We start from the raw sequence: 21,410 nt of genomic DNA, 5'->3' as shown, positions 1-21,410 counted from the left end.
GATTGATAGAAATAGGTCAAATACTATCGAATCATTTTCTTCTTGTGACAAAATTCGATGAAGGATTTTTCCTCATAAATTCTGAATTGTATAACATATAAATTTTATTTTTTAACGGAGCATTGGAGGGAATGTTCAGATCCGTCTGGGACGATTATTTTTAGAGTTAAAAAAGTATAAGTTTTTTATTTCAAAGATCATTTAACAAGTCTAGACTCTGTCTAGCTTCAGCGCCTATCGGCTAGCGGATTTCTCCGTCTCCTCCCTACGATAAGTCAACATCAGCTCGTGAACTACCTCGCTGTGTTTCCTTTATCTCAGTCGAAGACTACGAAATCCGTACGCCGATGAGCAAGGCGCTTGCGCTTTTATTATTATCATGATGGGGGGAAGTAGTTTTGGGAGACTGGAAGAAGAAATTAAGTGTTCCATTGTTATCAGCAGGGCTTGTAATTAGTTCATTTGCTGTAGGAATCCATGCGGAAAAGGCAGCAGCACCAAATGTAAAAAGTTCTGTGGCTAGTGATGTAGCGCCGATTGATTTAGGAGTTGCCAATAGTGATCGTCTAATTGAGATGCTAAAGAAAAATGGCACTATTGCAAAGGATGCATCACCTGCGGAAGAAGATAAGGCACTGCAGAAGTATTTGCATAATATGGCGTTAGCTGCAGGTTCTTCGAAGGAAACAAATTCGTTTGCCAGAAATGCTGCAGCTGTTAAAGAAGCAATGAAGCAAAAAATGGATAGTAATGGGATTTATAAAGGGAAGGGAAATAAAAACGGGCAGGCAAAACAATCGGTTGTAGCACCTGTTCAACCAGAAAAATGGGACGGGAAAGAAAGAAAGGATGAAGTTCTCGTTCTATTAATCGATTTTCCTGATTTACCGCATGGGCAATTAACGCCGGAAGAAACGGATATGTATTATAGCGGGCAGGATGCATATTCGCATCAGCATTATCAGGATATGATATTCGGCGACAATGGTTATGTAGGACCAGATGGTAAAACGAAAATTTCTATGAAGCAATTTTATGAGCAGCAATCAGGCGGCAGCTATACGGTGGATGGAGCGGTTGCAGGTTGGTATACTGCGAAATATCCAGCAGCTTACTATGGCAAACATAGCGCATCTGGTGGTAATGATGCTAATCCTAGGGCTTTAATTAGAGAAGCATTAGCTGCAGCTGCAAAAGATCCTGCAATAGGTGATTTGAGCAAATTCGATAAAGAAGATCCATATGATCTAGATGGTGATGGGAACACAAGAGAGCCAGATGGTATTATTGATCACTTAATGGTCATTCACTCTGGTGTTGGGGAAGAAGCCGGCGGAGGGAAAATTGGTGGAGATGCGATTTGGTCTCATAGCTGGGATCTAGGCGGTGTTTCTCCGATTCCAAATACAAAAACGGATGTGCCATATTGGGGCGGACAATTAGCTGGATATGCCTATACTGTGCAACCGGAAGATGGGGCAGCAGGCGTTTTCGCTCATGAATTCGGACATAACCTAGGCTTACCGGATGAATATGATACTTTATACAGCGGTTCGGGTGAGCCTGTCAGCAACTGGTCTATCATGTCAAGCGGAAGCTGGACCGGTGCAATTCCAGGTACAGAGCCTTCAGGATTTAGCCCGTATGATAAGGAATATTTACAGACTTCCATGACAACTCCTGATTTTACGCCAAACTGGCAAACAGGAACAGAGATGGATTTCAAAGATGTAACTTCAAAAGGTACGGAGCTTCTTCTCGATGAAGCAAGTTCAAAAGGTACAAATAACGATGTAGTGAAGATTAATCTGCCTGATAAAAAGCAAGCGATTAACAAACCTACAAGCGGAGCAGCGGAGTATTTTGGTGGAAGTGATAATAATCTGGATACGAAGATGACCGCAACAGTTGATTTAACCAATGCCAAAAGTGCCGAATTATCCTTTAAAACATGGTACTCTATTGAACAGGATTTTGATTATGCCTATGTAGAAGTGAACGGAAAGGGTGTAGAGGTTCCTTCCATTTCAACAAAGTCTAACCCTAATGGGGCAAATCTAGGCAATGGAATTACTGGTGATTCTAACGGATGGAAAGATGCGAAAGTCGATTTAACTTCTTATGTCGGACAAAAAGTTCAAATAAGCTTCCATTATAAATCCGATCAATATGTAGCTGAACCAGGGTTTTTTGAGGATGATATCAATGTTACGGCGGACGGGAAAAATATATTATCAGATGATGCTGAAGGAACACCGAAATTTGATTTAAGTGGCGGCTTTAAAAAGTCAGACGGTAATAAATATACGAAACATTATTATTTGCTTGAGTGGAGAACACATAACGGTTCCGACTCCGGTCTTGCACATATTAACAAACGAGGAACCATGCTTTCGTTTGATCCAGGTTTAGTGGTTTGGTATGTAGATAATGCATTCGATAACAACTGGACAGGACCGGGTTACCATCCTGGCGATGGATTCCTTGGTGTTGTAGATGCCGATCAGCATAATAACGTGTGGCATGATAAATTGGGGACAGTTTGCGACGCGAATAAATGCTTAGCTTCCAATAGCTATCAGGTTCATGACGCAGCATTTAATACAGAGAAGGGAACTGATGTGACAATTGGTGATAAATCATTCTATCTAAAGGACAACTTCACTCAAAAGAATGCTATATTTGATGACAGTCAAAATTATTCGAATCCGGAAAATCCTGATGTTGGACGAAATATTACAAGCTATGGCTTGAAGGTCCGTGTTACGGGGCAAAGTTCGGATGGAACTGTTGGTAAGATATTAGTTTATAAATAAGATTTTTAACCCTCCTCAGTGCCTGATGAGGGTTTTTGTCTGATAAAGGAATAATCCTTCTTCTGTAATGAGAGGATAATACCTAGAAAAGGAGGCTTAATTAAAATGAATAGACAACGTGCTCAAGAAATAGCAAGTTCCCCCGTGATGGCAAATGTTACATATAATGGAACCCCAGTCTATATCCAAAATGTCGATGAAAAGGGGGAAACCGCCCGAATTTATCCCCTCGATCAGCCTGAGAATGAACAAGAGGTTTCTGTAAATGAATTAATAGAGCATTAGAAAGGAAGAGGATCAGTTCTTTTTTAAGAGCTGATCTTTTTTCTTTAATAAATTCGAACAGATAAATGTTACTATATAGTAAATAAGTTTTGTTAGGCAAGTATTGAACTATGTGGAGTCTTGCCAATGACGATGCGGGGATCGTTTACAAAACGAATGCACTTTTATCTAAAAAGGTAAGGATTGTTACGACTGTTTGCAGGAATCGTGAAAAATATTAAGCATTATGAACAAGTTTGACTATCTATAAGAATCTGGAAGTGTTGAGAAAATATAGGTTTAAAGGATTGTAGAGAATGGTCCATGATTTTTGGTCACCAGTTAAAGTATCCATTGAGGTAGCAATTATATCTGGAATCATCGTCCTTATAGTTGGAGTATGCTTGGGAGCTATGATGGCGGGTAAAAAGTTCAAGGGGAAGAGTGTGGTGGAAACGTTGTTTTTGCTGCCGCTAGTTTTACCGCCATCCGTAGTGGGATTTTTATTAATTGTCACTTTTGGCAAAAATAGTCCTATCGGAAAGCTTTATGAGTGGGTTTTTCACCAGTCTCTTATATTCACATTCAGTGCGGCAGTGATTGCAGCAGCGGTTGTGGCGTTTCCGCTCATGTATCAATCCGCTAAAACGGGATTTGAAGCAATTGATTCGGACATTGTGGGAGCCGCGAAAGTAGATGGGGCAAATAGAAGAGTTATTTTTTTGTTTGTTTTGCTTCCGCTTGCATTTAAATCCATTATTTCCGGAGGAATTCTTAGCTTCGCACGCGCACTTGGAGAGTTCGGAGCTACCTTAATGTTTGCTGGGAATATTCCCGGCAAAACCCAAACGCTTCCAACGGCAGTTTATCTTGCTATTGATGCGGGGAATATGAAGCTTGCCTGGGCATGGGTTGGATGTATAATCGTGATTTCCTTTTTTATGTTAATGATCATTAATATAAATAGGAAATCGGAAAAATAATGTTGTAGATTGGACGGTTTTCATGAATAGAGAGGTAAGCGTACAAGTAAAAGCAAAATATGTAAATCAATATAAAAAAGGATATCCGCTCATTATAAAAGATTCATTGGCAAATATTAGTGGATTAGATAACGAAGGGATTATCATTAAACTGGTAGATGAGCGCAAACAGTTTATTGCGAAGGGGTATGTTGGACGGCAGAACAAAGGATATGGATGGGTACTAACGCAAAAAGAAAAAGAGGAAATAAACGAGAGTTTTTTTGAGAAGAAATTAAGTGCCGCATTTAAGAAAAGGGAGCATTTCTTCGAAGATTCCGAGACGACTGCATTCCGAGTCTTTAATGGCGAGGGCGATGGAATAGGCGGTCTGATTATCGATTATTACGATGGCTATTATGTGATTAATTGGTATAGTAAAGGAATCTATCATTTTAAGACATTCGTTCTACAGGTATTGGAGAAACTTGTTGAATTTAAAGGTGTTTATGAAAAAAAGCGCTTTGACACAAAAGGTCAATACATAGAAGATGATGATTTTGTCATGGGGGAACGGGGCAATTTTCCAATCTTAGTAAAAGAAAATGGGGTCAACTTTGCGATCTATTTGAACGAGGGTGCAATGGTTGGGGTATTTTTGGATCAGCGTGAGGTTCGAAAAACCATTCGTGATCAATATGCTAAGAATAGGACGGTCCTTAATCTCTTTTCCTATACAGGAGCATTTTCTGTGTTTGCTGCTGTGGGCGGTGCTTCAAAAACAACTAGTGTTGATGTTGCGAATCGAAGTAAAGCGAAAACCACTGAGCAGTTTACAATAAACGGAATCGATGCTGAAAAGCAAGATATTATAGTGGAAGATGTTTTTCATTATTTTAAGTATGCGGTTAGGAAAGGATTGCAATTTGATATGGTAATCCTTGACCCTCCAAGCTTCGCTAAATCAAAAAAACATACATTTAGTGCCGCAAAGGATTACAAAAATCTATTAAAAGATGCGATTTCGATTACAGAAGACAAGGGAATCATTGTGGCATCAACGAATTGCAGTACGTTTGATATGAGGAAATTTAAGGGATTTATCGATGCAGCTTTCAAGGAATCTGGTGTGAAATATAAGTTGAGAGAGGAATTCTCTTTGCCGGAAGATTTTCGGACAATACCGGAGTTTAAAGAGGGTAACTATTTGAAAGTTGTATTTATAGAAAAGTTAGGATAAAGTAAAACCCCTTATGTTAGAATAATTCAACGTAAGGGGTTTATCATTTGGTTCAGTTTTTCATTATTCGTATAGGTATATAGTCCTGTTTCGGTCCATTCGAGGGTAATTTCGGTCCGTTCGAGCAACATTTCGGGCTATTCCGATAAAAATTCGGTCCATTCAGGAAAAAACACTGCTCTAAGCTCGTTCGAATCCCTCTTCATGTAAGTATTCTGCTGCCTCCCCATAGGAATTAAACGTCCCATCAAGGTTCAACCCCGCATAGACATTCCACATATCATCCTCATTTACGAGGATTAATGTATGTCCTTCATCATTTTTCCACTTTTCTTCAGGATAATCCTCCACAATCGCAGCTTCCTCGAGCGTTCTGGACAAGGACAAAATGGACTTTTCAATGATAGTCCGCAGCTCATCTTCGGAAAAATCTCGAATATTAACCATTCCTCGTTCATCAGTGTCATATTCGCTTAAAAATTCCCCATATACAAATCCATTTCCGTTTGGATGAAGATGATAGACAACATTTTTCTTATCGGAAACACTTTCTTCATAGTGAAAATTCACTCGTCCCAAGGACACGTTCTTTCTTTGTAATTCTGGAAATGATTCCGCAATCGCTAGTTTTTCTTCAAAAGTTAACATTATTCCTCCATCTTTTTTAGGCAAATTTGTAAAATACATTGTATCATATAATCAATGAAGAATTCATTTCGTGAAAAGTTAAGGAGAATTTAAATGGATACGTATTCAACTTATGATGGATTAGGATTAGCAAATTTAATAAAAACTAAACAAGTTTCTCCACAGGAATTAATAGATGCGGCATTTAAACGCTTGGAAGAGGTGAACCCGACATTAAATAGTGTGATTCGTACGAGGAAAGAAAAAGTAATGAAAGAGGCGGAAACCGTTTCAATTGAAGATCAGCCTTTTGCTGGGGTGCCAATCGTACTCAAAGATATCTCTCAAGCAATCGAAGGAGAACCTTTAACAGCAGGCGCAAAGCTCTTAATGCAAAATATCGCAAAACGTGATTCCAATTTTGTATCACGTCTCCGTAAAGCAGGATTCTTATTTATTGGACAAACCAACACACCAGAGTACGGGCTTAAAAATATTACAGAGCCGGCTGTATATGGACCAACAAGAAATCCTTGGAATACGGATTACTCTGCGGGTGGCTCGAGCGGCGGCTCAGCGGCAAGTGTAGCGTCAGGGGTAGTTCCAATAGCAGGTGCAAGTGATGGAGGTGGCTCTATCCGAATACCGGCATCCTTCACAAGCCTTTTCGGATTGAAGCCTACGAGAGGCCGAACTCCGGTCGGCCCGGGTGTAGGCCGACAATGGCAAGGGGCATCCATTGATTTTTGCTTATCAAGAACGGTCAGGGACAGTGCGGCGATGCTCGACCTTTTACAAACAATCCAGCCGGAAGCTGCCTTTCAGGTGCCATTGTTTCCGGGAAGCTATCTGGAAGAAATACAAAAAAATCATAATCGAAAATTCAAGATTGCATTTACGACGGAATCTCCTGTCGGCACACCGGTGAGCGATGAAGCGATGCAGGCTGTCCACAATGTTGCAAAATGGCTTGAAGAACAAGGGCACGCTGTCGTGGAACAATCCAATTCAGTGGACGGCATCCGCTTAATGGAAAACTATTATTTAATGAACAACGGAGAAATCTCCGCTATGGTTATTGATATGGAAAAAGCTCTTGGCAGACCGATTACAGCAAATGACATGGAAATTGTCTCATGGGTTATTAATGTTGCAGGTAAATCTGTCACTGCAGCGGAATTTACTAATAGTTTAGCAGAATGGGATATTGCAGCTGCCCAGATGGCTAAGTTCCATGAAAACTATGATTTTTATATAACACCAGCAACAGCGTTTCCTGCTCCAAAAGTGGGTGAGCTTACTCAAAATCAGCAAGAAATAGAAGAGCTAATGAAAGTTACAGACCTTATCAAAACAGAACAGCAAAAACTTGTTTATGATATGTTTTTACCAAGCTTAACTTATACACCGTTTACGCAATTAGCTAATTTAACCGGGCAGCCGGCTATAAGTGTGCCAACGCATCTTACTTCTAATGGTCTTCCTCTTGGTGTGCAATTTATCGCGCCTAAAGGGAGGGAGGATTGGCTACTCTGGATGGCAGCACAATTAGAACAGTCTGATTTGTGGGTAGGTATGGAAGGGAATCCATTGTTTAAATAATAAGTTAAACTTAAAAAAGTAACAAAGGATGTGTAACCTTGAAAAAAATCGGATATATTTTTATTGCCTTTTTCCTTTGTTTTGCCGGAGTCGCTGGATGTTCGAACAAAACAAGTGAAGAAAAGCCACAAAAAGAGTCCGGAATTGTTGTATTAGATAAAGATACAATAAACCAATTTAAAATGGGTACAATTAAAGGAATCCCCTTTAAACAAGACGACCGCACTCCTATTGATGAAATAACAAAAAATTGGGGAAAGCCAGATAAAATTATCGACAACGAAGACATCAAAGATTACGTGTATGTTAAAAAAGGACAAAAAATCACCTTTGTCGTAGATGAAACCAATATCGCCTATATCACTTTGGTTGAATTAAATATGTCTATAAAAGAAGCGAATAAAAGGCTGGGCAATCTTCACAAGGTAAAAATGACGACGAAGATTCTCCAATATCCAGAGGGTAACTATATCGTTCAAATTGAGTCCCTATCTAATAACAAAATTTGGCTAAGCTTGCGAAAAAAATAAAGGGAAAACCGTTTCTATTGGCAATATCATTAGAAACGGTTTTTTTTTGCAACTATTTCCTATTATGAAAGTCGTCTTAGTGGTTATCATTTGGGCAGTCAACTAATACTCTTTAATAAAATATGATAAAAAATTAGCACAAAAATACCTTTCTGGAGGGAAATACAATGGAAAGCCTCAAGGTAATGGATATTATAACACCTACTAATAAGGGATATAATGTTAAAAAGGTAATAAGTAGAGGTGCTGCTATGGATCGTGATGAACGTTACAATAAATCTGACAATTTATTTTCTGATGAATTATTTGTTGCATCTAACAGAAAAAAAGAACCTGAAGTCCATGATTGCATCGTTGTTGGCGGCGGAATTGCGGGACTGCAAGCGGCTATTCAATTGGGAAGGTATTGTCACAATGTGCTTGTGATTGATTCCAATTACGGACGGTCCAATCTGTGCCATGCTTATCACAATATTTTAGGTTGGCCAGATGGTGTAAGCGGACGAATTCTTAGAGAAACAGGAAAATCACAGGCGGAACAGTTAGACGTTCAATTCATCGAAGAAGAAGTTGTAGAGATTGAAAAACAGGGCGGGCAATTTATTCTTTACTCTAAAGCTAGCAAACCCTTTTATGGAAAGAGAGTATTGATCGCAACAGGAGTAATGGACAGGCTGCCGCCATTTCCAAATTTGTATCCTTGTCTTGGAATCAGTGTCTATGTATGCCCGGATTGCGATGGTTATGAAGTGAAGAATAAGCGTGCACTTGTCCTGGGTTCGGGAAATGTAGGAGCAAACATGGCGCTAACGCTAACCTATTGGACAGACGAACTCATCTATATTAATCATGAAAAGAAAGCAATAGATGCAAATATATTGCAACAATTAAAGGATAAGAAAATTGAATTATATCAAGAAGAAATAAAAGAAATCATTGCAGATGGTTCCGCCATACAAGGAGTTCATTTAGAAAATGGTAAAAAAATAGCGGCAAATCGGGCGTTTGTTGCATTCGGAGGTAATGCAGTCCATTCTTCTATTGCAGAAAAATTAGGTGTGGAGCTTCACAAAAACAAGCATATTCTAGTTGACCCTAGAACGAAAATGACGAATATTGAACATGTATGGGCGGCTGGTGACGTGGTGGCGCACTCTGAGCAAGTAACGATTGCAATGGGGGAAGGCCTGCAAGCGGCGATTTGGATACATAAGAGTCTATTAAAGGATAAGGGAATTTAGAAGAGCTATAAGGCTCTTCTTTTTTTGACATAAATTCTTAGACCATAACAGCAAGAATGAGGACGAAATGAATGTAAATTCCTTGTTAAAATGGGGTACAACAAAAGTATGGGGCAATCCCTTATAACAATAGGATGAAGTATAATGGAAAAAGAACATTTGCCTTGAAATGAGGTCAGAAAGGAGTTTGGATAGTGGAAACCATCAATCTTTCTTTTGATGAAATGTGGGAAAAAATCATGGAATGTGATTATAAATACGATGGATTATTTTTTACCGCGGTTAAGACAACGAAAATATACTGCAGACCATCTTGTCGATCAAGAAAGCCGAAAAAAGTGAATGTGGAATTCTATCAAAACATCGAGGATGTTGAGAAAGCTGGGTTCCGGGCTTGCAAGCGATGCCAGCCAGAAGTGGAACATTCCCCGCATATCGGCCTTGTCAGAAATGTTATATCTTTCTTGATTAATCACTATAAGCAAAAAATCTTGCTGCAGGATATTGCAGACCATGTTGGGGTTAGCCCGTATTATCTTGAGCGTCTCTTTAAACAGGAAACATCAGAAACCCCACGAACGTATCTAGAAAAGATAAGAGTAGATAAAGCAGCACATTTACTAAAAAATACGAAGCTCACAAATCTTGAGATTTGTTATGAAGTTGGATTTCAAAGCCCATCTAATTTTTACAAGGTGTTCCGTAATGTAAAGCAATGTTCACCTAGTGAGTATCGAAATAGGGAGCTTCAATATGAGATGGGTTGATCAAGAAACTCACCTCGATATTTTCCCTCCTAAGGAATTTAACTATGAGGAGTGTCTAGTGTTTTTGGGGAGATCGGAACAAGAAGTGCTGCATCAAATACAGGGTCAGCATGTTTTTAAGCTACTCAAGATAGAGGAAGAACTGATTTTGTTTAAAATAGGTGGCAACTCGCGCTCACTCCGAATTGAATTTCCTAATGGAGTTCCTTCTAAAAATATCCGTGAACAAGTTGCCATATTCGTATGGGAATGGTTTGATTTAGATAAAGATCTAACGCACTTTTATAAAATGTCACAAACAGATAAAATTCTAGAGCCGATTGTTCAGAAGTATAGCGGTTTGCGTATTATGGGCATACCAGACTTATTTGAAGCATTAGTTTGGGCTATTATCGGACAGCAAATCAATCTAACCTTTGCCTATACATTAAAGAAACGATTTGTGGAGCAGTTTGGAGAAAGCATTATCTTTGAAGGGGAGACCTTCTGGGTCCATCCACCTTTTCAAAAAATTGCTTCTTTAGAAGTAGAGGATCTTAGAAAACTGCAGTTCACCATGAGAAAAGCAGAATATGTAATTGGTATTGCCGAAGCGATGGCCAGTGATGAATTGAGCAAGGAAGCATTGCTTAAGGAGCAGGATTTTCAAGAAATGCACAAATCTTTAACAGCGATTCGCGGAGTGGGTGCATGGACGGCAGATTATGTTATTATGAAATGTCTGCATCATCCAGCTGCCTTTCCAATCGCAGATGTTGGGCTTCATAATGCATTAAAACTTCAATTAGGATTAGATCGGAAACCATCCATTGAGGAAATCAAAGAATTGGCAGTAAACTGGGAAGGCTGGCAAGCGTATGCCACTTTCTATTTATGGAGGTCTTTATATGAACAAGCTATATAAATTGGAGTATCCTTCACCCCTTGGAGTCCTTGAAATAGCAGGAACGGAAGAAGCTATTTATTCGATTTTATTTCTGGAACAAGATAATGTTGTTCATAAACTTCAAGAAGACACACCAGAATTATTAAAGGAATGTTATACACAGCTTGATGAATATTTTAAAGGGACACGTCAGGAATTCAATATTCCATATATCTTTGAAGGAACGGATTTTCAAAAAACAGTTTGGAATGCTTTAACGCAAATCCCTTTTGCAAAAACAGGTTCTTATAAGGATATCGCTGTTTCAATAGGGAATGAAAAGGCAGTTCGAGCAGTAGGCAGTGCAAACGGAAAAAATAAGTTAAGTATTATTGTTCCTTGCCACCGGATTGTCGGGTCAAATGGTACTTTAACTGGCTATGCGGGCGGATTATGGCGTAAAGAGTGGCTTTTAAAGCATGAAAAAGCTTTAGAAAATAAATAGATGTAATGAAGAGGCCATTTTTTTGAGGAATGGTCTTTCGTTTTGTATAAGTCAAATTGCGAAACGGCTTGACTTCTGCGACCAACGGCCCGAAATCAACAAAAACGACCTGTTTTAGGTAAAAATACCTATATGAATGTAAATACCACTCTCCCCAAAGTGTCATATTTCTCTCATCATCCTTTAATCATCCTATGATAAAATTTTTAACAAGACTAAAAATAAAAGGAACTTCCGCATAATTGCACGAATGTATTAAACAGGTATCGTATACCCTTTTAAAAAGGCTATTTTAGCAGTGAATTTTGCTTTCCGTAATTGTTGTAAAACCTAAGCAGACTTGGTTTAGGGGCATATTTTCTTACTAATTAAAGCAACAAGTTTTAGAAAAGAGCCTTTGAAAGAGACAGAAATTTTAACTAGAAAGGAACGTACAATGAACAAATCCCTAAAAAGAAAATCAACACTTGCGTTTTTTATCATTATTATCGTACTTATTATTGGTTTATTTATTCCAACGCCATATTACTTAGAGCAACCTGGCTCTGTTGAGAAATTGTCTCCGCGGGTAACTGTTCAGGATGGGCATAAGGATGAGAAAGGAAATCTATATTTAACTACTGTTCTTTCCACAAAGGCAACAAATGTATATATCTATTTATATGGACTAATGGCTCCTCATACGCAAATGGAAAAAGCACAGGATGTAAAAGGCGATATGAGTGATGCCGAATATGATCGTTTATTAGAGCATATGATGAGTTCATCTCAACAAAATGCCATTACTTCAGGCCTAAAAGCAGCTGGCCAAAAGGTGAACGTTCAGAATAACGGGGTATTCGTATATGCGGTGCTTCCAGACTCGAAAGCAAAAGGAACTATAAAGGTCGGAGATATCATTCATTCAGTAGATGGGCACCCAGTCAAAAAATCCGTGGACTTCATTCATTATTTGTCTAACAAAAAAGCTGGAGATACAGTCCAACTGGGATGGACACATGACGGGAAGAATGAAACAACAACCATTCCACTAGTAACACTTGATAAGAAAACAAAGAGAGCTGGAATAGGGATTGTCCCAGAAGACGAATTTACCATTCAGCCATCGAAAAAAATCAATATTAATGCATCAGATATTGGCGGTCCATCTGCCGGTCTTATGTTTTCATTAGAGATTTATAACCAAATAGTTCCTGGGGACTTGACGAAAGGATATCAAATTGCGGGAACAGGAACGATAGATCAGAATGGAAATGTAGGGCAAATTGGAGGTATCCGCGATAAAATTGTCGCCGCACACAAAGCGGGTATTGATATCTTCTTCTGTCCGGCAGATATACAAAAAGGCGATACAAATGAGAAGGATATTAAGGATGAAGCGCATAAGCTGGGATATAAAATTAAGATTGTACCAGTAAAAACAATGAAGGATGCCATTCATTACTTAGAAAAATTACCTCCAAAAAAATAAGAGAAGCAAAAAGGGCCTCGGGGCCCTTTTTGATTTGTAAATTTATGTAGTTCATATTCAGTTCACATAAAAATCATATACTCAATATACAGAAAAAACGTAAAGGGTGTAGATAATGAAAAAAGGTGAAAAGGAAAAGAAGGTCGATTGGAGACCATTTATACAACTTATTTCTGAGGCTAAACCATCAAAGATAGTTCTCTTCATTGCATTATTATTAAGTGTCAGCACAACGGTTGCAGGATTGGTTGTGCCGCTTTTCACAAAAAATTTGATCAATCATTTTTCCTTCCATTCAATGGGAACCGGAAAAATAGCTTTGCTTGTTGGAGCCATTATTGTTCAGGCTATAGCCGGAGGAGTTTCAGTCTACTTATTAAATCATGTTGGTCAAACCGTTGTTGCAGGAATAAGGGAAAGACTATGGAAAAAACTTCTCGTTCTTCCGGTTTCTTATTACGATGAGCACCAGTCAGGGGATACGGTAAGCAGAATGACCAATGATACAGCGGTTGTGAAAAGTTTGATTACAGACCATCTAACTGGTTTTTTGACTGGGATTATTTCTATTGTAGGTTCCATGATCGTGTTATTTCTTTTGGATTGGAGAATGACGTTGCTTATTTTCATTGCTGTTCCTCTGGCGCTTGCAGTATTAATGCCTCTTGGAGGGAAAATGCATAAGATTTCTAAAGGAATGCAGGATGAAACGGCTCGTTTTACGTCCATATTAAATCAAGTTTTATCCGAGGTTCGACTTGTAAAAGCCTCAAATGCTGAAAATAAAGAATATAAAAGTGGAAAAAAGGGGATTGTCCAATTGCTTCAATTTGGACTTAAAGAAGCCAAAATCCAAGCATTGATTACACCGCTTGTTTCCTTAGTGGTTATGGTTTTACTTGTTGTCATACTTGGTTATGGGGGCATGAGAGTATCATCAGGTGCATTAACGGCAGGGGATTTGGTTGCCTTTATTATGTATCTTTTTCAAATTGTCATGCCAATGGGACAATTAACCATGTTCTTTACCCAATTTCAAAAAGCATTGGGGGCGACTGAACGGATTATCTCTATTTTAAACGAAGAAGAGGAAGAAGATGTATCCAGCCAAACAGTGCAAAATGTGGATCAATCAATTAAAGTAAACAATATACAGTTTTCTTATAAAGAAGGGGAAGAAGTTTTAAAAGATATAACGTTTGAAGTAGAGGCCGGGAAAGTCACAGCGATAGTAGGACCTAGCGGAAGCGGGAAAACAACGCTGTTTTCGTTATTAGAAAGATTTTATCGGCCACAAAAGGGGTCGATAACACTTGGAAACCAATCTATTAATGATTTTTCGCTGCAATCATGGCGGAGTCAAATCGGCTATGTTTCACAGGAAAGTTCACTTATTTCAGGAACAATTCGCGACAATATATGTTACGGATTAGGTAGAGAAGTCAGTGAGGAAGAATTAAAAAATGCTGCAAGAATGGCCTATGCAGATCAATTTATAGAAGAACTACCAGCCGGATTTGATACCGAGGTAGGAGAAAGAGGAATCAAGCTATCGGGAGGTCAGCGGCAAAGAATCGCGATTGCGAGAGCACTTCTCCGTAACCCCAATATACTAATGCTGGATGAGGCAACCTCAAGCTTGGATAGCAAATCAGAAATTGTGGTTCAAAAGGCTTTGCAAAATTTAATGAGCGGCAGAACTACGCTTATTATTGCGCATCGTCTTTCAACAGTAGTCGATGCAGATAAAATATTGTTTTTTGAAAAAGGTAGAATCACGGGCAGCGGTACTCATGATGAACTTTTCAGGACTCATAATATGTATCGTGAATTTGCCAAACAGCAATTGAGAATTCATGAACCCAGTGTAAATATCTAAAAGGGGAGGGATATAGATAAAATGGCGAAGATAATGGTAGTAGATGACGACTCACATATTCGTGAATTAGTAGCGTTATTTTTAAAAAAAGAAGGCTTGGAAATCTATGAAGCTTCGGATGGATTGGAAGCTCTCAAAATCCTAGAAACGGTGAAAATCGAATTAGTAGTTCTGGATATCATGATGCCCAATATGGATGGCTGGCAGGTATGTAGGGAGCTTCGAGAATTTTATGATATCCCTGTTCTGATGTTAACAGCAAAAGGTGAGACCACCCAAAAGGTGAAGGGCTTTGACCTTGGAGCGGATGATTATTTAGTGAAGCCGTTCGAGCCGATAGAGCTGGTAGCAAGGGTGAAAGCATTGCTTAAACGTTACCACATCTCATTATCGCAAACAATTGAAATAGGTAACTTGAAATTAAACCGAAAAACTTATGAAGCAATAGTTGACGAAAACAGCTTAACATTGCCGCTTAAGGAGTTTGATCTTCTTTTCAAATTAGCAAGCTACCCTGGTAAAACATTTTCCAGAGAACAGCTAATTGAAGAAATATGGGGATATGATTATGAAGGGGATGAACGTACGGTAGATGTTCATATTAAAAGATTACGCGAAAAGTTTCCAGAAAATCAAAATGGATTTAAAATCAAAACCATTCGCGGCCTTGGTTATCGCTTAGAGGTTCAATCATGAGACAACCGAGAGTGTGGGAAATTATATTATTTATTCTCGGTATGTTTGCAATGGTAATGGTCATGAATTCGGCTGCCTATTTCATCACTTTATATTTTTTTCGTATGCAGCATATTCGGCCATCCGGATATTTGTTCCAATTGGTAACCGATATAATAGGTATTGTACTGTTTACGATAACAGTGTATATCATTTCAAGAGCGACGAGAAAAAGACATCTTGTCTTATGGGAAGCAATTATTGATGCATTAAGAAAAATTGCAAGGGGAGAATTTAACATCCATTTAAATTTTGAAAAAGGAGATCATCAATTTTTAAGCCTCGTTGAAAATATAAATCATATGGCAAAGCAGCTCCAACAAATGGAAGAGATGCGTCAGGAATTTATTTCGAATGTCTCCCACGAGATCCAGTCACCGCTAACGTCCATTAGTGGCTTTGCCCGTGCTTTGCAGGAGGAAGATTTAACCCGGGCAGAACGACTTCATTATTTAGAGATTATCGAAGGGGAGAGTAATCGGCTTTCTAAAATAAGTGATAATTTATTGAAGTTAACCTCATTGGAATCGCAGAATCATCCCTTTGAACAGAGAAACTTTCGGCTGGATAAACAAATTAGAAAGATAGTACTAGCCAGTGAACCGCAATGGACAGAAAAAGAATTGGAAATGGACGTCTCATTAGAGGAAGTTACTATCTTTGCGGATGAGGATCTGCTAAGCCAAGTATGGATTAACTTAATTCATAACAGTATCAAGTTTACACCTTCAAAGGGCAAGATTCGTATTCAGTTAACTAAAAAGCAGGACCATCTCTTTGTTCATATTTCAGATTCGGGTATTGGTATTTCTGCCGAAGACCAAATGCATATCTTTGAACGTTTTTATAAAGCGGATAAATCAAGAACAAGAACGGCGGGTGGCAGCGGGCTTGGACTTTCCATTGTCAAAAAAATAATTGAGCTCCATAAAGGGGAAATATCAGTTAAAAGCCAAGTTGGGAAAGGAACTACTTTTACCGTCACATTTCCTGTATTAAAAGATAAAACATAAGTGTCCGAGGTAATCGGGCATTTTTTATTGCACATAAATACAAAAACAAAATCTTAATCATTCATAAATATTTCCTTAATATTGATAGTTTTAAATAGATTGTAATAGTTCAAAAGACACATAATGAGATCGTGAATTTATGATGAGAGAGTGAATCGGGATGAGAAAACAAAGGGGTTTTGATTTGAAAAATATGAAACTGCGATCCATTTTAATTTTACCAATTATAGCAGTCATTATTTTGTCTTCCTCTGTTATTGCATTCGTAAGCTATGAAAAAAACAAACAATTAAAACAGCAAGCAATCGAGCGGCAATTGATTTCATCTGCAGAGGTCATGACGGAAAAAGTGACCATGTTAAAAGCAACGGTACCGAAGGGGGATTTTGATCGAAAGCTTGCTTATGCCTTAACATTAACACGAAATAATTATAAAGATAGCGATCTAACACCTATTCAATTTAAACTTACAAAGACGGATGAGGTAGAAAATTTCAGTGGCTTTAAAAACGATATTCCCAAACTTCCTGAAATGGTTAAAAAGCAAATACATAAGCAAGGAAAAGGAATATATCATTATAAGGGTTTAACATTAGCTATTGCGAATCAAGTGGAATTAGATGATGCAATATATATCATTGCTTTAAAAGATAAAGAGTATTTACAGCCGGTTACTCAGTACAGGAATTTGTTATTCGTCATTACCTTTATTACCATTTTTCTTGCCAGTACTGTTGGATTTTTTACCATTCGAAATGTCACAAATCCCATCATTAAATTAAAAGAAACAATGGAGGATGTATCAAAAGGAAATTTGCATATTAGGTTGGAAAAAACACCTATAAGCAAAGAGCTACAAGCACTCACCTATGGTTTTAATCAAATGATTCATAGTGTAAATACATTAATTGCACATATTGAAGAGAGTGCTAAGCATATCACTCTTTCTTCTGAAAAATTAAGTGTCACATCCTTATCGACTAAAGATGCTTCCGAACAAATTACATTAGCCATTAGTCAGGTAGCTAGCGGTACTGATGTACAGGTGGAAGCTGCTTCTCAGGCATCTACGAACGTTTTAAGGATATCGGAAGGGATGGAGATGGTAGGGAGGTCCATTGAAAAAGTAGAAAAATCTTTGGATAGGGCTAGTGAAAAGGCAAAGACAGGAAATGAATGGATAGAGGAAACTGTTGCACAAATGGGGCTCGTACAGAAATCAATTGGTGAAACATCCGAAAGAATTGATGCATTAGATCAAATTTCTAAACATATCGACCAAATCGTAAATATGATTAGCGAGATTGCTCATCACACGAATTTACTATCCTTAAACGCTACTATTGAGGCTGCCCACGCTGGCGAACATGGGAAAGGATTTGCTGTTGTGGCGGGTGAGATTAGGAAATTGGCTGATCAGTCAGGAAATGCGGCAATGAGCATTAAAGAACATACCGACGAGATTCGAAAAGTAATCATTCAAGCAATTGATTCTATGACAAATGGAGGAATTGTATTAAAGGAAGGTATGTTAAAGGTTCAAGAAACGGAAAATGCTTTTGCGGAAATTGTACATGCAATTTCAGATGTATTTAATGAGTCTAAAGGGGTATCAGACATTGCAATAGACGTAAGAGAGCAGATGAAAACGATGATTGAAAACATGAATCAAATTTCAGATACCTCCGAACAATTTGCTGCAAGCATGCAACATATTAAGGCGGCCGCTGAGCATCAGAAAATTTCAATGGATGATGTGGCGATGGAAGCAGAAGCATTTCATAATCTAGCGATGGATTTGGTGAAGGTCATAAAAATGGTAAAGGTATAATATTAAGGAGCTTATTAGATTCAAAGCTCCTTTTCTACTCTATCAATGTGAAGACAATACTATACAAGACGTTTCAGAACACTTAACATTTCTGAAAGATTTCCTACAATAACATCTGCATCAGAAGGTTTGCTAATTTCATGAGGATCAATCAAAAGAGTTTTACAACCTAACTCTTGTGCTGGAAGTATTTCATTAATCGCATTATCCCCTATACATAAAATATTTTCGTAACCTAATTTATATTTTTCTTGTATTTGCTGGATATGCTGTTTGGTTTGAATAGGCTTTTGACCATTGAAAATTTTATCGGTGAAAAAATGGGAAAAACCTAGTTTCGTTAGAATAACTTCGCTGTCCTTTTTGGGAGAATTGGTTAACAGCACCAGCTTTTTATTTAGAGATAGTTCTTCCAGTGTCTCCTTAAAACCATTTAGTTCATCCAATTTATATTCTGGAGTCATCATGTATTCACGTGTTTCGAGAAAAGATTGCTCTGCCATTTCATTAGATAATCCATAATGTCTCGCAACCGCAGCAGGCACCCACCAAAGATCTCCGATATGAAGGAGAGAATGGAAATCATCTTGAAGGGAATGGTTGTTTTGGTTAGCTAGCTTCGTGCCGTCCCATTGGTATGTTTCTATTATTTTTCCATCACGGTGCTTTAAAATCACATCATTCACAACATCATAAGCCATTCCCATTTTCAAGGGATGTTCTCCATTTAATATTGCTTTATAATCGGCTGTAAATGCTTCTTGTTTATATGATGGCAATTTATCGCAAAGTTTTGTTGCGTAAAAATCAAAATGATGAGTATCCTCATAGAGTGTACCATCGAGGTCAAAAATAAGTACTTCTATATCCTTATACAATACAAAAATCCCTTTCTATTTAACTATTATTTAAAATCTGGTACAAGGGACCCGTCCCCCAAGCCTTTCATGATAGCCTTTTCTTTATACATTTCCTTATCAGCATAATTGATTATTTCCTGGAGGGAAATGCTTTGGGCAGAGTTGTAATAGAACAATCCATGGCTGACAGAAATACTATATGGCTTTATTTTCTTAGAGTTTTCCTCTTCTAATAATGCTACTATTTCACTCCAAATTCTTTCTGCATGATTCGTGTGTTTATCTAAAAAGGCGATAATAAATTCGTCACCGCCATATCGAAAAATAATGTCTTGGTTATCTAATCTGGACTTAATTACATGGCACACTGTTTTAACAAGATAGTCTCCTTCTGGATGTCCATAGTGGTCATTAACCTGTTTTAAGTTATTAATATCGATAAATAATAATACGAATGGAATGGTCGATGTTTCTGTGATTTCTTGTAAAATTTCCATGCCTTTTCTTCTATTTAAAACGCCCGTTAACATATCGGTCGTTGCATACATTTCAAGCTCCGCTTCAATTTTTTTAAGATCCGTTATATCGGTTGTCCCTGTAAGGACGCATTTTTGATCCATATAATCTATCAATTTATAATTAACCAGGACCCACTTTTTCGAACCATCAGATGTTTTTTGTTCCAATACATAGTTATCTAAATGTCCGTGCGTTCTTAATTCCTCCATAATGGAAGTCCTTTCTTCCTTATTTGTATAAAAATGATTTACGTCCAATGAGGCCACATTCTCTGTTGTAACATGATAAAATTCAAGTGCTTTATTATTAGCCAGTAATATTTTTCCGTTATCTAAACTAGTCAGAATAAGAGGATATGGATTGACATTAAAGAGATGAAGCAGATTTTGCTCACTATTTTTTATTATTAGCTGATTTCGAAAGTCTCTTTTTCGAAAAGAATATAAAACGAAACAAATGATAAAGGAAATAACTGCTGTCCCTGTAGAGTTAATCTGATTAGAAATGAAATCATACTTATTACCATCGCTAAAATAATATAGTCCGACAAGAAAAATAATGTGGGTAAAGAAAAGAATAAAAAAGAAATGCCTTGGGCGCACAGGGAAAAGAGAAACTACACCAATTAGAATGACGATGTATGCATAAATATTACCGTTTAACTGTTGACTATTTATGGATGCCAATGCACCACCCATAACATAGGTGAAAATATAAAAGTTAATGGTAACCGTTGGCCATACGGTATGATAAATGGTGTCATGTTTAAACAACTTATGTATAAATAAAAAGGCGATAGAGGCAGTGAAACCAAGTAAATGGATGCACGTTAAAATGAGTCGATAGCTGTTTTCCGGTATGCCTTTATATAAATAAAAATCTGCATAAAAACAATAAATATAGAGGAAAAGTAAAATGATAGAAGCATACCTTATTCTAGTCAGTAAAAGAATGTTATTGGACGTGGTGAATTCAATATTATTATTATTAACATGTATATTTAATATCTCTCGAAAATTACTCCACAAAAATTTCCCCAACTACGTTCCATCCCTTATCTTTTTATCAAATGTAGTTCATGTTGTCCCAAGCATAGTATATGTAACTGTTTTTGGAAAAGCAATTTATTTAATAGTGAGTAAACCATGGAGTTTTTTTCATTTTACAATATTTCTGAAATAGGAAAATGAAAAATTTTTAAGTCCATGAATATTGCAAGAAGCCACGCTTTGAGGCATTAATCTGGGAAGAGGGGCCTTTCCTCTCTACCCACTAATGTACATTTTGTGACAAAAGTTTAATTTTAAAAAATATATCTTAATTTATTCTTAAAATGAATGAACTTTTTTAATGATTTTTTCATCCTTTTTTCATGAAACTATTTTATGATGAATTACGTCTAAAAGATGTTGTAAAAAAACTGTAATACAAAATTACAGTTACTTACAAATTTATTTGACACTTATCTGGATATCATAAATAATGATTTATCTAGGTTGGGTATATTAAGCACGAAAGGGTGCCTTTTTATGAAAAAGCAAGACAAGAAGATAAAAAATCCAGTGGCATGGTGGAGTCTTCGTACTTTTTATTATTTGCTCATTCTGATTTTGCTAGTATTAATTTACGGATTTCATGATATGAGTGCAGGGCCATTTATTTATAGTGAGTTTTAATGATCAG

Annotated in this window: 19 protein-coding genes and 1 pseudogene; 17 read left to right on the top strand and 3 right to left on the bottom strand. The window is 37.5% G+C overall.

The genetic code is table 11. The features are described 5' to 3' along the window. The first annotated feature begins 398 nt into the window (after positions 1–398). The 5 genes and pseudogenes from NSQ59_RS26460 to NSQ59_RS26445 all read left to right on the top strand — a co-directional run bounded on the left by NSQ59_RS26460 (position 399) and on the right by NSQ59_RS26445 (position 5,282). Positions 399–2,816: an immune inhibitor A domain-containing protein gene (locus NSQ59_RS26460; protein ID WP_055741522.1), complete on the top strand. Its 2,418-nt coding sequence runs from the start codon at positions 399–401 to the stop codon at positions 2,814–2,816. Positions 2,817–2,921: 105 nt separating this feature from the next. Further along, a complete protein-coding gene (locus NSQ59_RS26455) occupies positions 2,922–3,101 on the top strand; it encodes a small acid-soluble spore protein H (RefSeq protein WP_055741521.1) in 180 nt (59 codons plus the stop codon). Positions 3,102–3,192: 91 nt separating this feature from the next. Further along, positions 3,193–3,289, top strand: a pseudogene (locus NSQ59_RS28045) (molybdate ABC transporter substrate-binding protein); the annotation flags it as partial. 108 nt (positions 3,290–3,397) lie between these two features. Further along, on the top strand, positions 3,398–4,063 hold the full coding sequence (gene modB, locus NSQ59_RS26450) for a molybdate ABC transporter permease subunit (protein ID WP_055741520.1): 666 nt from the start codon (positions 3,398–3,400) through the stop codon (positions 4,061–4,063). 22 nt (positions 4,064–4,085) lie between these two features. After that, positions 4,086–5,282, top strand: a complete 1,197-nt coding sequence (locus NSQ59_RS26445) for a class I SAM-dependent rRNA methyltransferase (protein WP_055741519.1) — start codon at positions 4,086–4,088, stop codon at positions 5,280–5,282. 180 nt (positions 5,283–5,462) lie between these two features. Here the strand turns inward: NSQ59_RS26445 and NSQ59_RS26440 are convergent, their stop codons facing one another. Next, a complete protein-coding gene (locus NSQ59_RS26440) occupies positions 5,463–5,930 on the bottom strand; it encodes a hypothetical protein (protein ID WP_055741518.1) in 468 nt (155 codons plus the stop codon). A 93-nt stretch (positions 5,931–6,023) separates the two neighbouring features. Here NSQ59_RS26440 and NSQ59_RS26435 point away from each other — a divergent pair, with 93 nt between their 5' ends. The 11 genes from NSQ59_RS26435 to NSQ59_RS26385 all read left to right on the top strand — a co-directional run bounded on the left by NSQ59_RS26435 (position 6,024) and on the right by NSQ59_RS26385 (position 18,348). After that, positions 6,024–7,511 (top strand): amidase, encoded by a 1,488-nt coding sequence (locus tag NSQ59_RS26435; RefSeq protein WP_055741517.1) that lies wholly within the window; start codon positions 6,024–6,026, stop codon positions 7,509–7,511. A 38-nt stretch (positions 7,512–7,549) separates the two neighbouring features. Beyond that, positions 7,550–8,041, top strand: a complete 492-nt coding sequence (locus NSQ59_RS26430; RefSeq protein WP_055741516.1) for a hypothetical protein — start codon at positions 7,550–7,552, stop codon at positions 8,039–8,041. Between the two features lie 167 nt (positions 8,042–8,208). Next, positions 8,209–9,282, top strand: coding sequence for an NAD(P)/FAD-dependent oxidoreductase (locus NSQ59_RS26425; protein WP_235950802.1), 1,074 nt, complete (start codon positions 8,209–8,211; stop codon positions 9,280–9,282). Positions 9,283–9,506: 224 nt separating this feature from the next. Further along, on the top strand, positions 9,507–10,049 hold the full coding sequence (locus NSQ59_RS26420) for a bifunctional transcriptional activator/DNA repair enzyme AdaA (protein WP_055741878.1): 543 nt from the start codon (positions 9,507–9,509) through the stop codon (positions 10,047–10,049). Then, positions 10,036–10,953: a DNA-3-methyladenine glycosylase family protein gene (locus tag NSQ59_RS26415; protein ID WP_055741515.1), complete on the top strand. Its 918-nt coding sequence runs from the start codon at positions 10,036–10,038 to the stop codon at positions 10,951–10,953. Before NSQ59_RS26420 ends, NSQ59_RS26415 begins: the two co-directional genes overlap by 14 nt. Next, the gene (locus tag NSQ59_RS26410; protein ID WP_055741514.1) at positions 10,937–11,419 is read left to right on the top strand and encodes a methylated-DNA--[protein]-cysteine S-methyltransferase; all 483 of its coding nucleotides are present in this window, start codon (positions 10,937–10,939) and stop codon (positions 11,417–11,419) included. The genes NSQ59_RS26415 and NSQ59_RS26410 overlap by 17 nt, the downstream gene beginning before the upstream one ends. Positions 11,420–11,855: 436 nt before the next feature. After that, entirely contained in the window at positions 11,856–12,890 is a 1,035-nt protein-coding gene (locus NSQ59_RS26405) for a SepM family pheromone-processing serine protease (RefSeq protein ID WP_055741877.1), read from the top strand. Positions 12,891–13,005: 115 nt separating this feature from the next. Beyond that, entirely contained in the window at positions 13,006–14,769 is a 1,764-nt protein-coding gene (locus NSQ59_RS26400; protein ID WP_340833059.1) for an ABC transporter ATP-binding protein, read from the top strand. 21 nt (positions 14,770–14,790) lie between these two features. Next, positions 14,791–15,465, top strand: a complete 675-nt coding sequence (locus NSQ59_RS26395; protein WP_055741512.1) for a response regulator transcription factor — start codon at positions 14,791–14,793, stop codon at positions 15,463–15,465. Next, complete coding sequence (locus NSQ59_RS26390; protein WP_055741511.1) at positions 15,462–16,517, top strand: sensor histidine kinase; 1,056 nt, start codon at positions 15,462–15,464, stop codon at positions 16,515–16,517. Before NSQ59_RS26395 ends, NSQ59_RS26390 begins: the two co-directional genes overlap by 4 nt. A 160-nt stretch (positions 16,518–16,677) precedes the next feature. Then, positions 16,678–18,348, top strand: a complete 1,671-nt coding sequence (locus NSQ59_RS26385; RefSeq protein ID WP_126647205.1) for a methyl-accepting chemotaxis protein — start codon at positions 16,678–16,680, stop codon at positions 18,346–18,348. 59 nt (positions 18,349–18,407) lie between these two features. Here NSQ59_RS26385 and NSQ59_RS26380 read toward each other — a convergent pair whose 3' ends face one another. Beyond that, positions 18,408–19,226 carry an HAD family hydrolase gene (locus tag NSQ59_RS26380; protein WP_340833058.1) on the bottom strand — a complete coding sequence of 273 codons (819 nt, stop codon included), beginning with the start codon at positions 19,224–19,226 and terminating at the stop codon, positions 18,408–18,410. Positions 19,227–19,252: 26 nt separating this feature from the next. Next, on the bottom strand, positions 19,253–20,767 hold the full coding sequence (locus NSQ59_RS26375; RefSeq protein ID WP_055741508.1) for a sensor domain-containing diguanylate cyclase: 1,515 nt from the start codon (positions 20,765–20,767) through the stop codon (positions 19,253–19,255). A gap of 489 nt (positions 20,768–21,256) precedes the next feature. On the opposite strand from NSQ59_RS26375, the gene dltX reads away from it, so the two are divergent. Continuing rightward, complete coding sequence (dltX, locus tag NSQ59_RS26370) at positions 21,257–21,403, top strand: teichoic acid D-Ala incorporation-associated protein DltX (protein ID WP_083489482.1); 147 nt, start codon at positions 21,257–21,259, stop codon at positions 21,401–21,403. The last annotated feature ends 7 nt before the right edge of the window (positions 21,404–21,410 follow it).

Source organism: Margalitia sp. FSL K6-0131, from assembly GCF_038008735.1.
GTDB classification, from domain to species: Bacteria; Bacillota; Bacilli; order Bacillales; family Bacillaceae_C; genus Margalitia; species Margalitia shackletonii.
The sequence above is the reverse complement of the archived record's forward strand: the minus strand, read 5'-3'. Positions and strand labels throughout refer to the sequence as shown.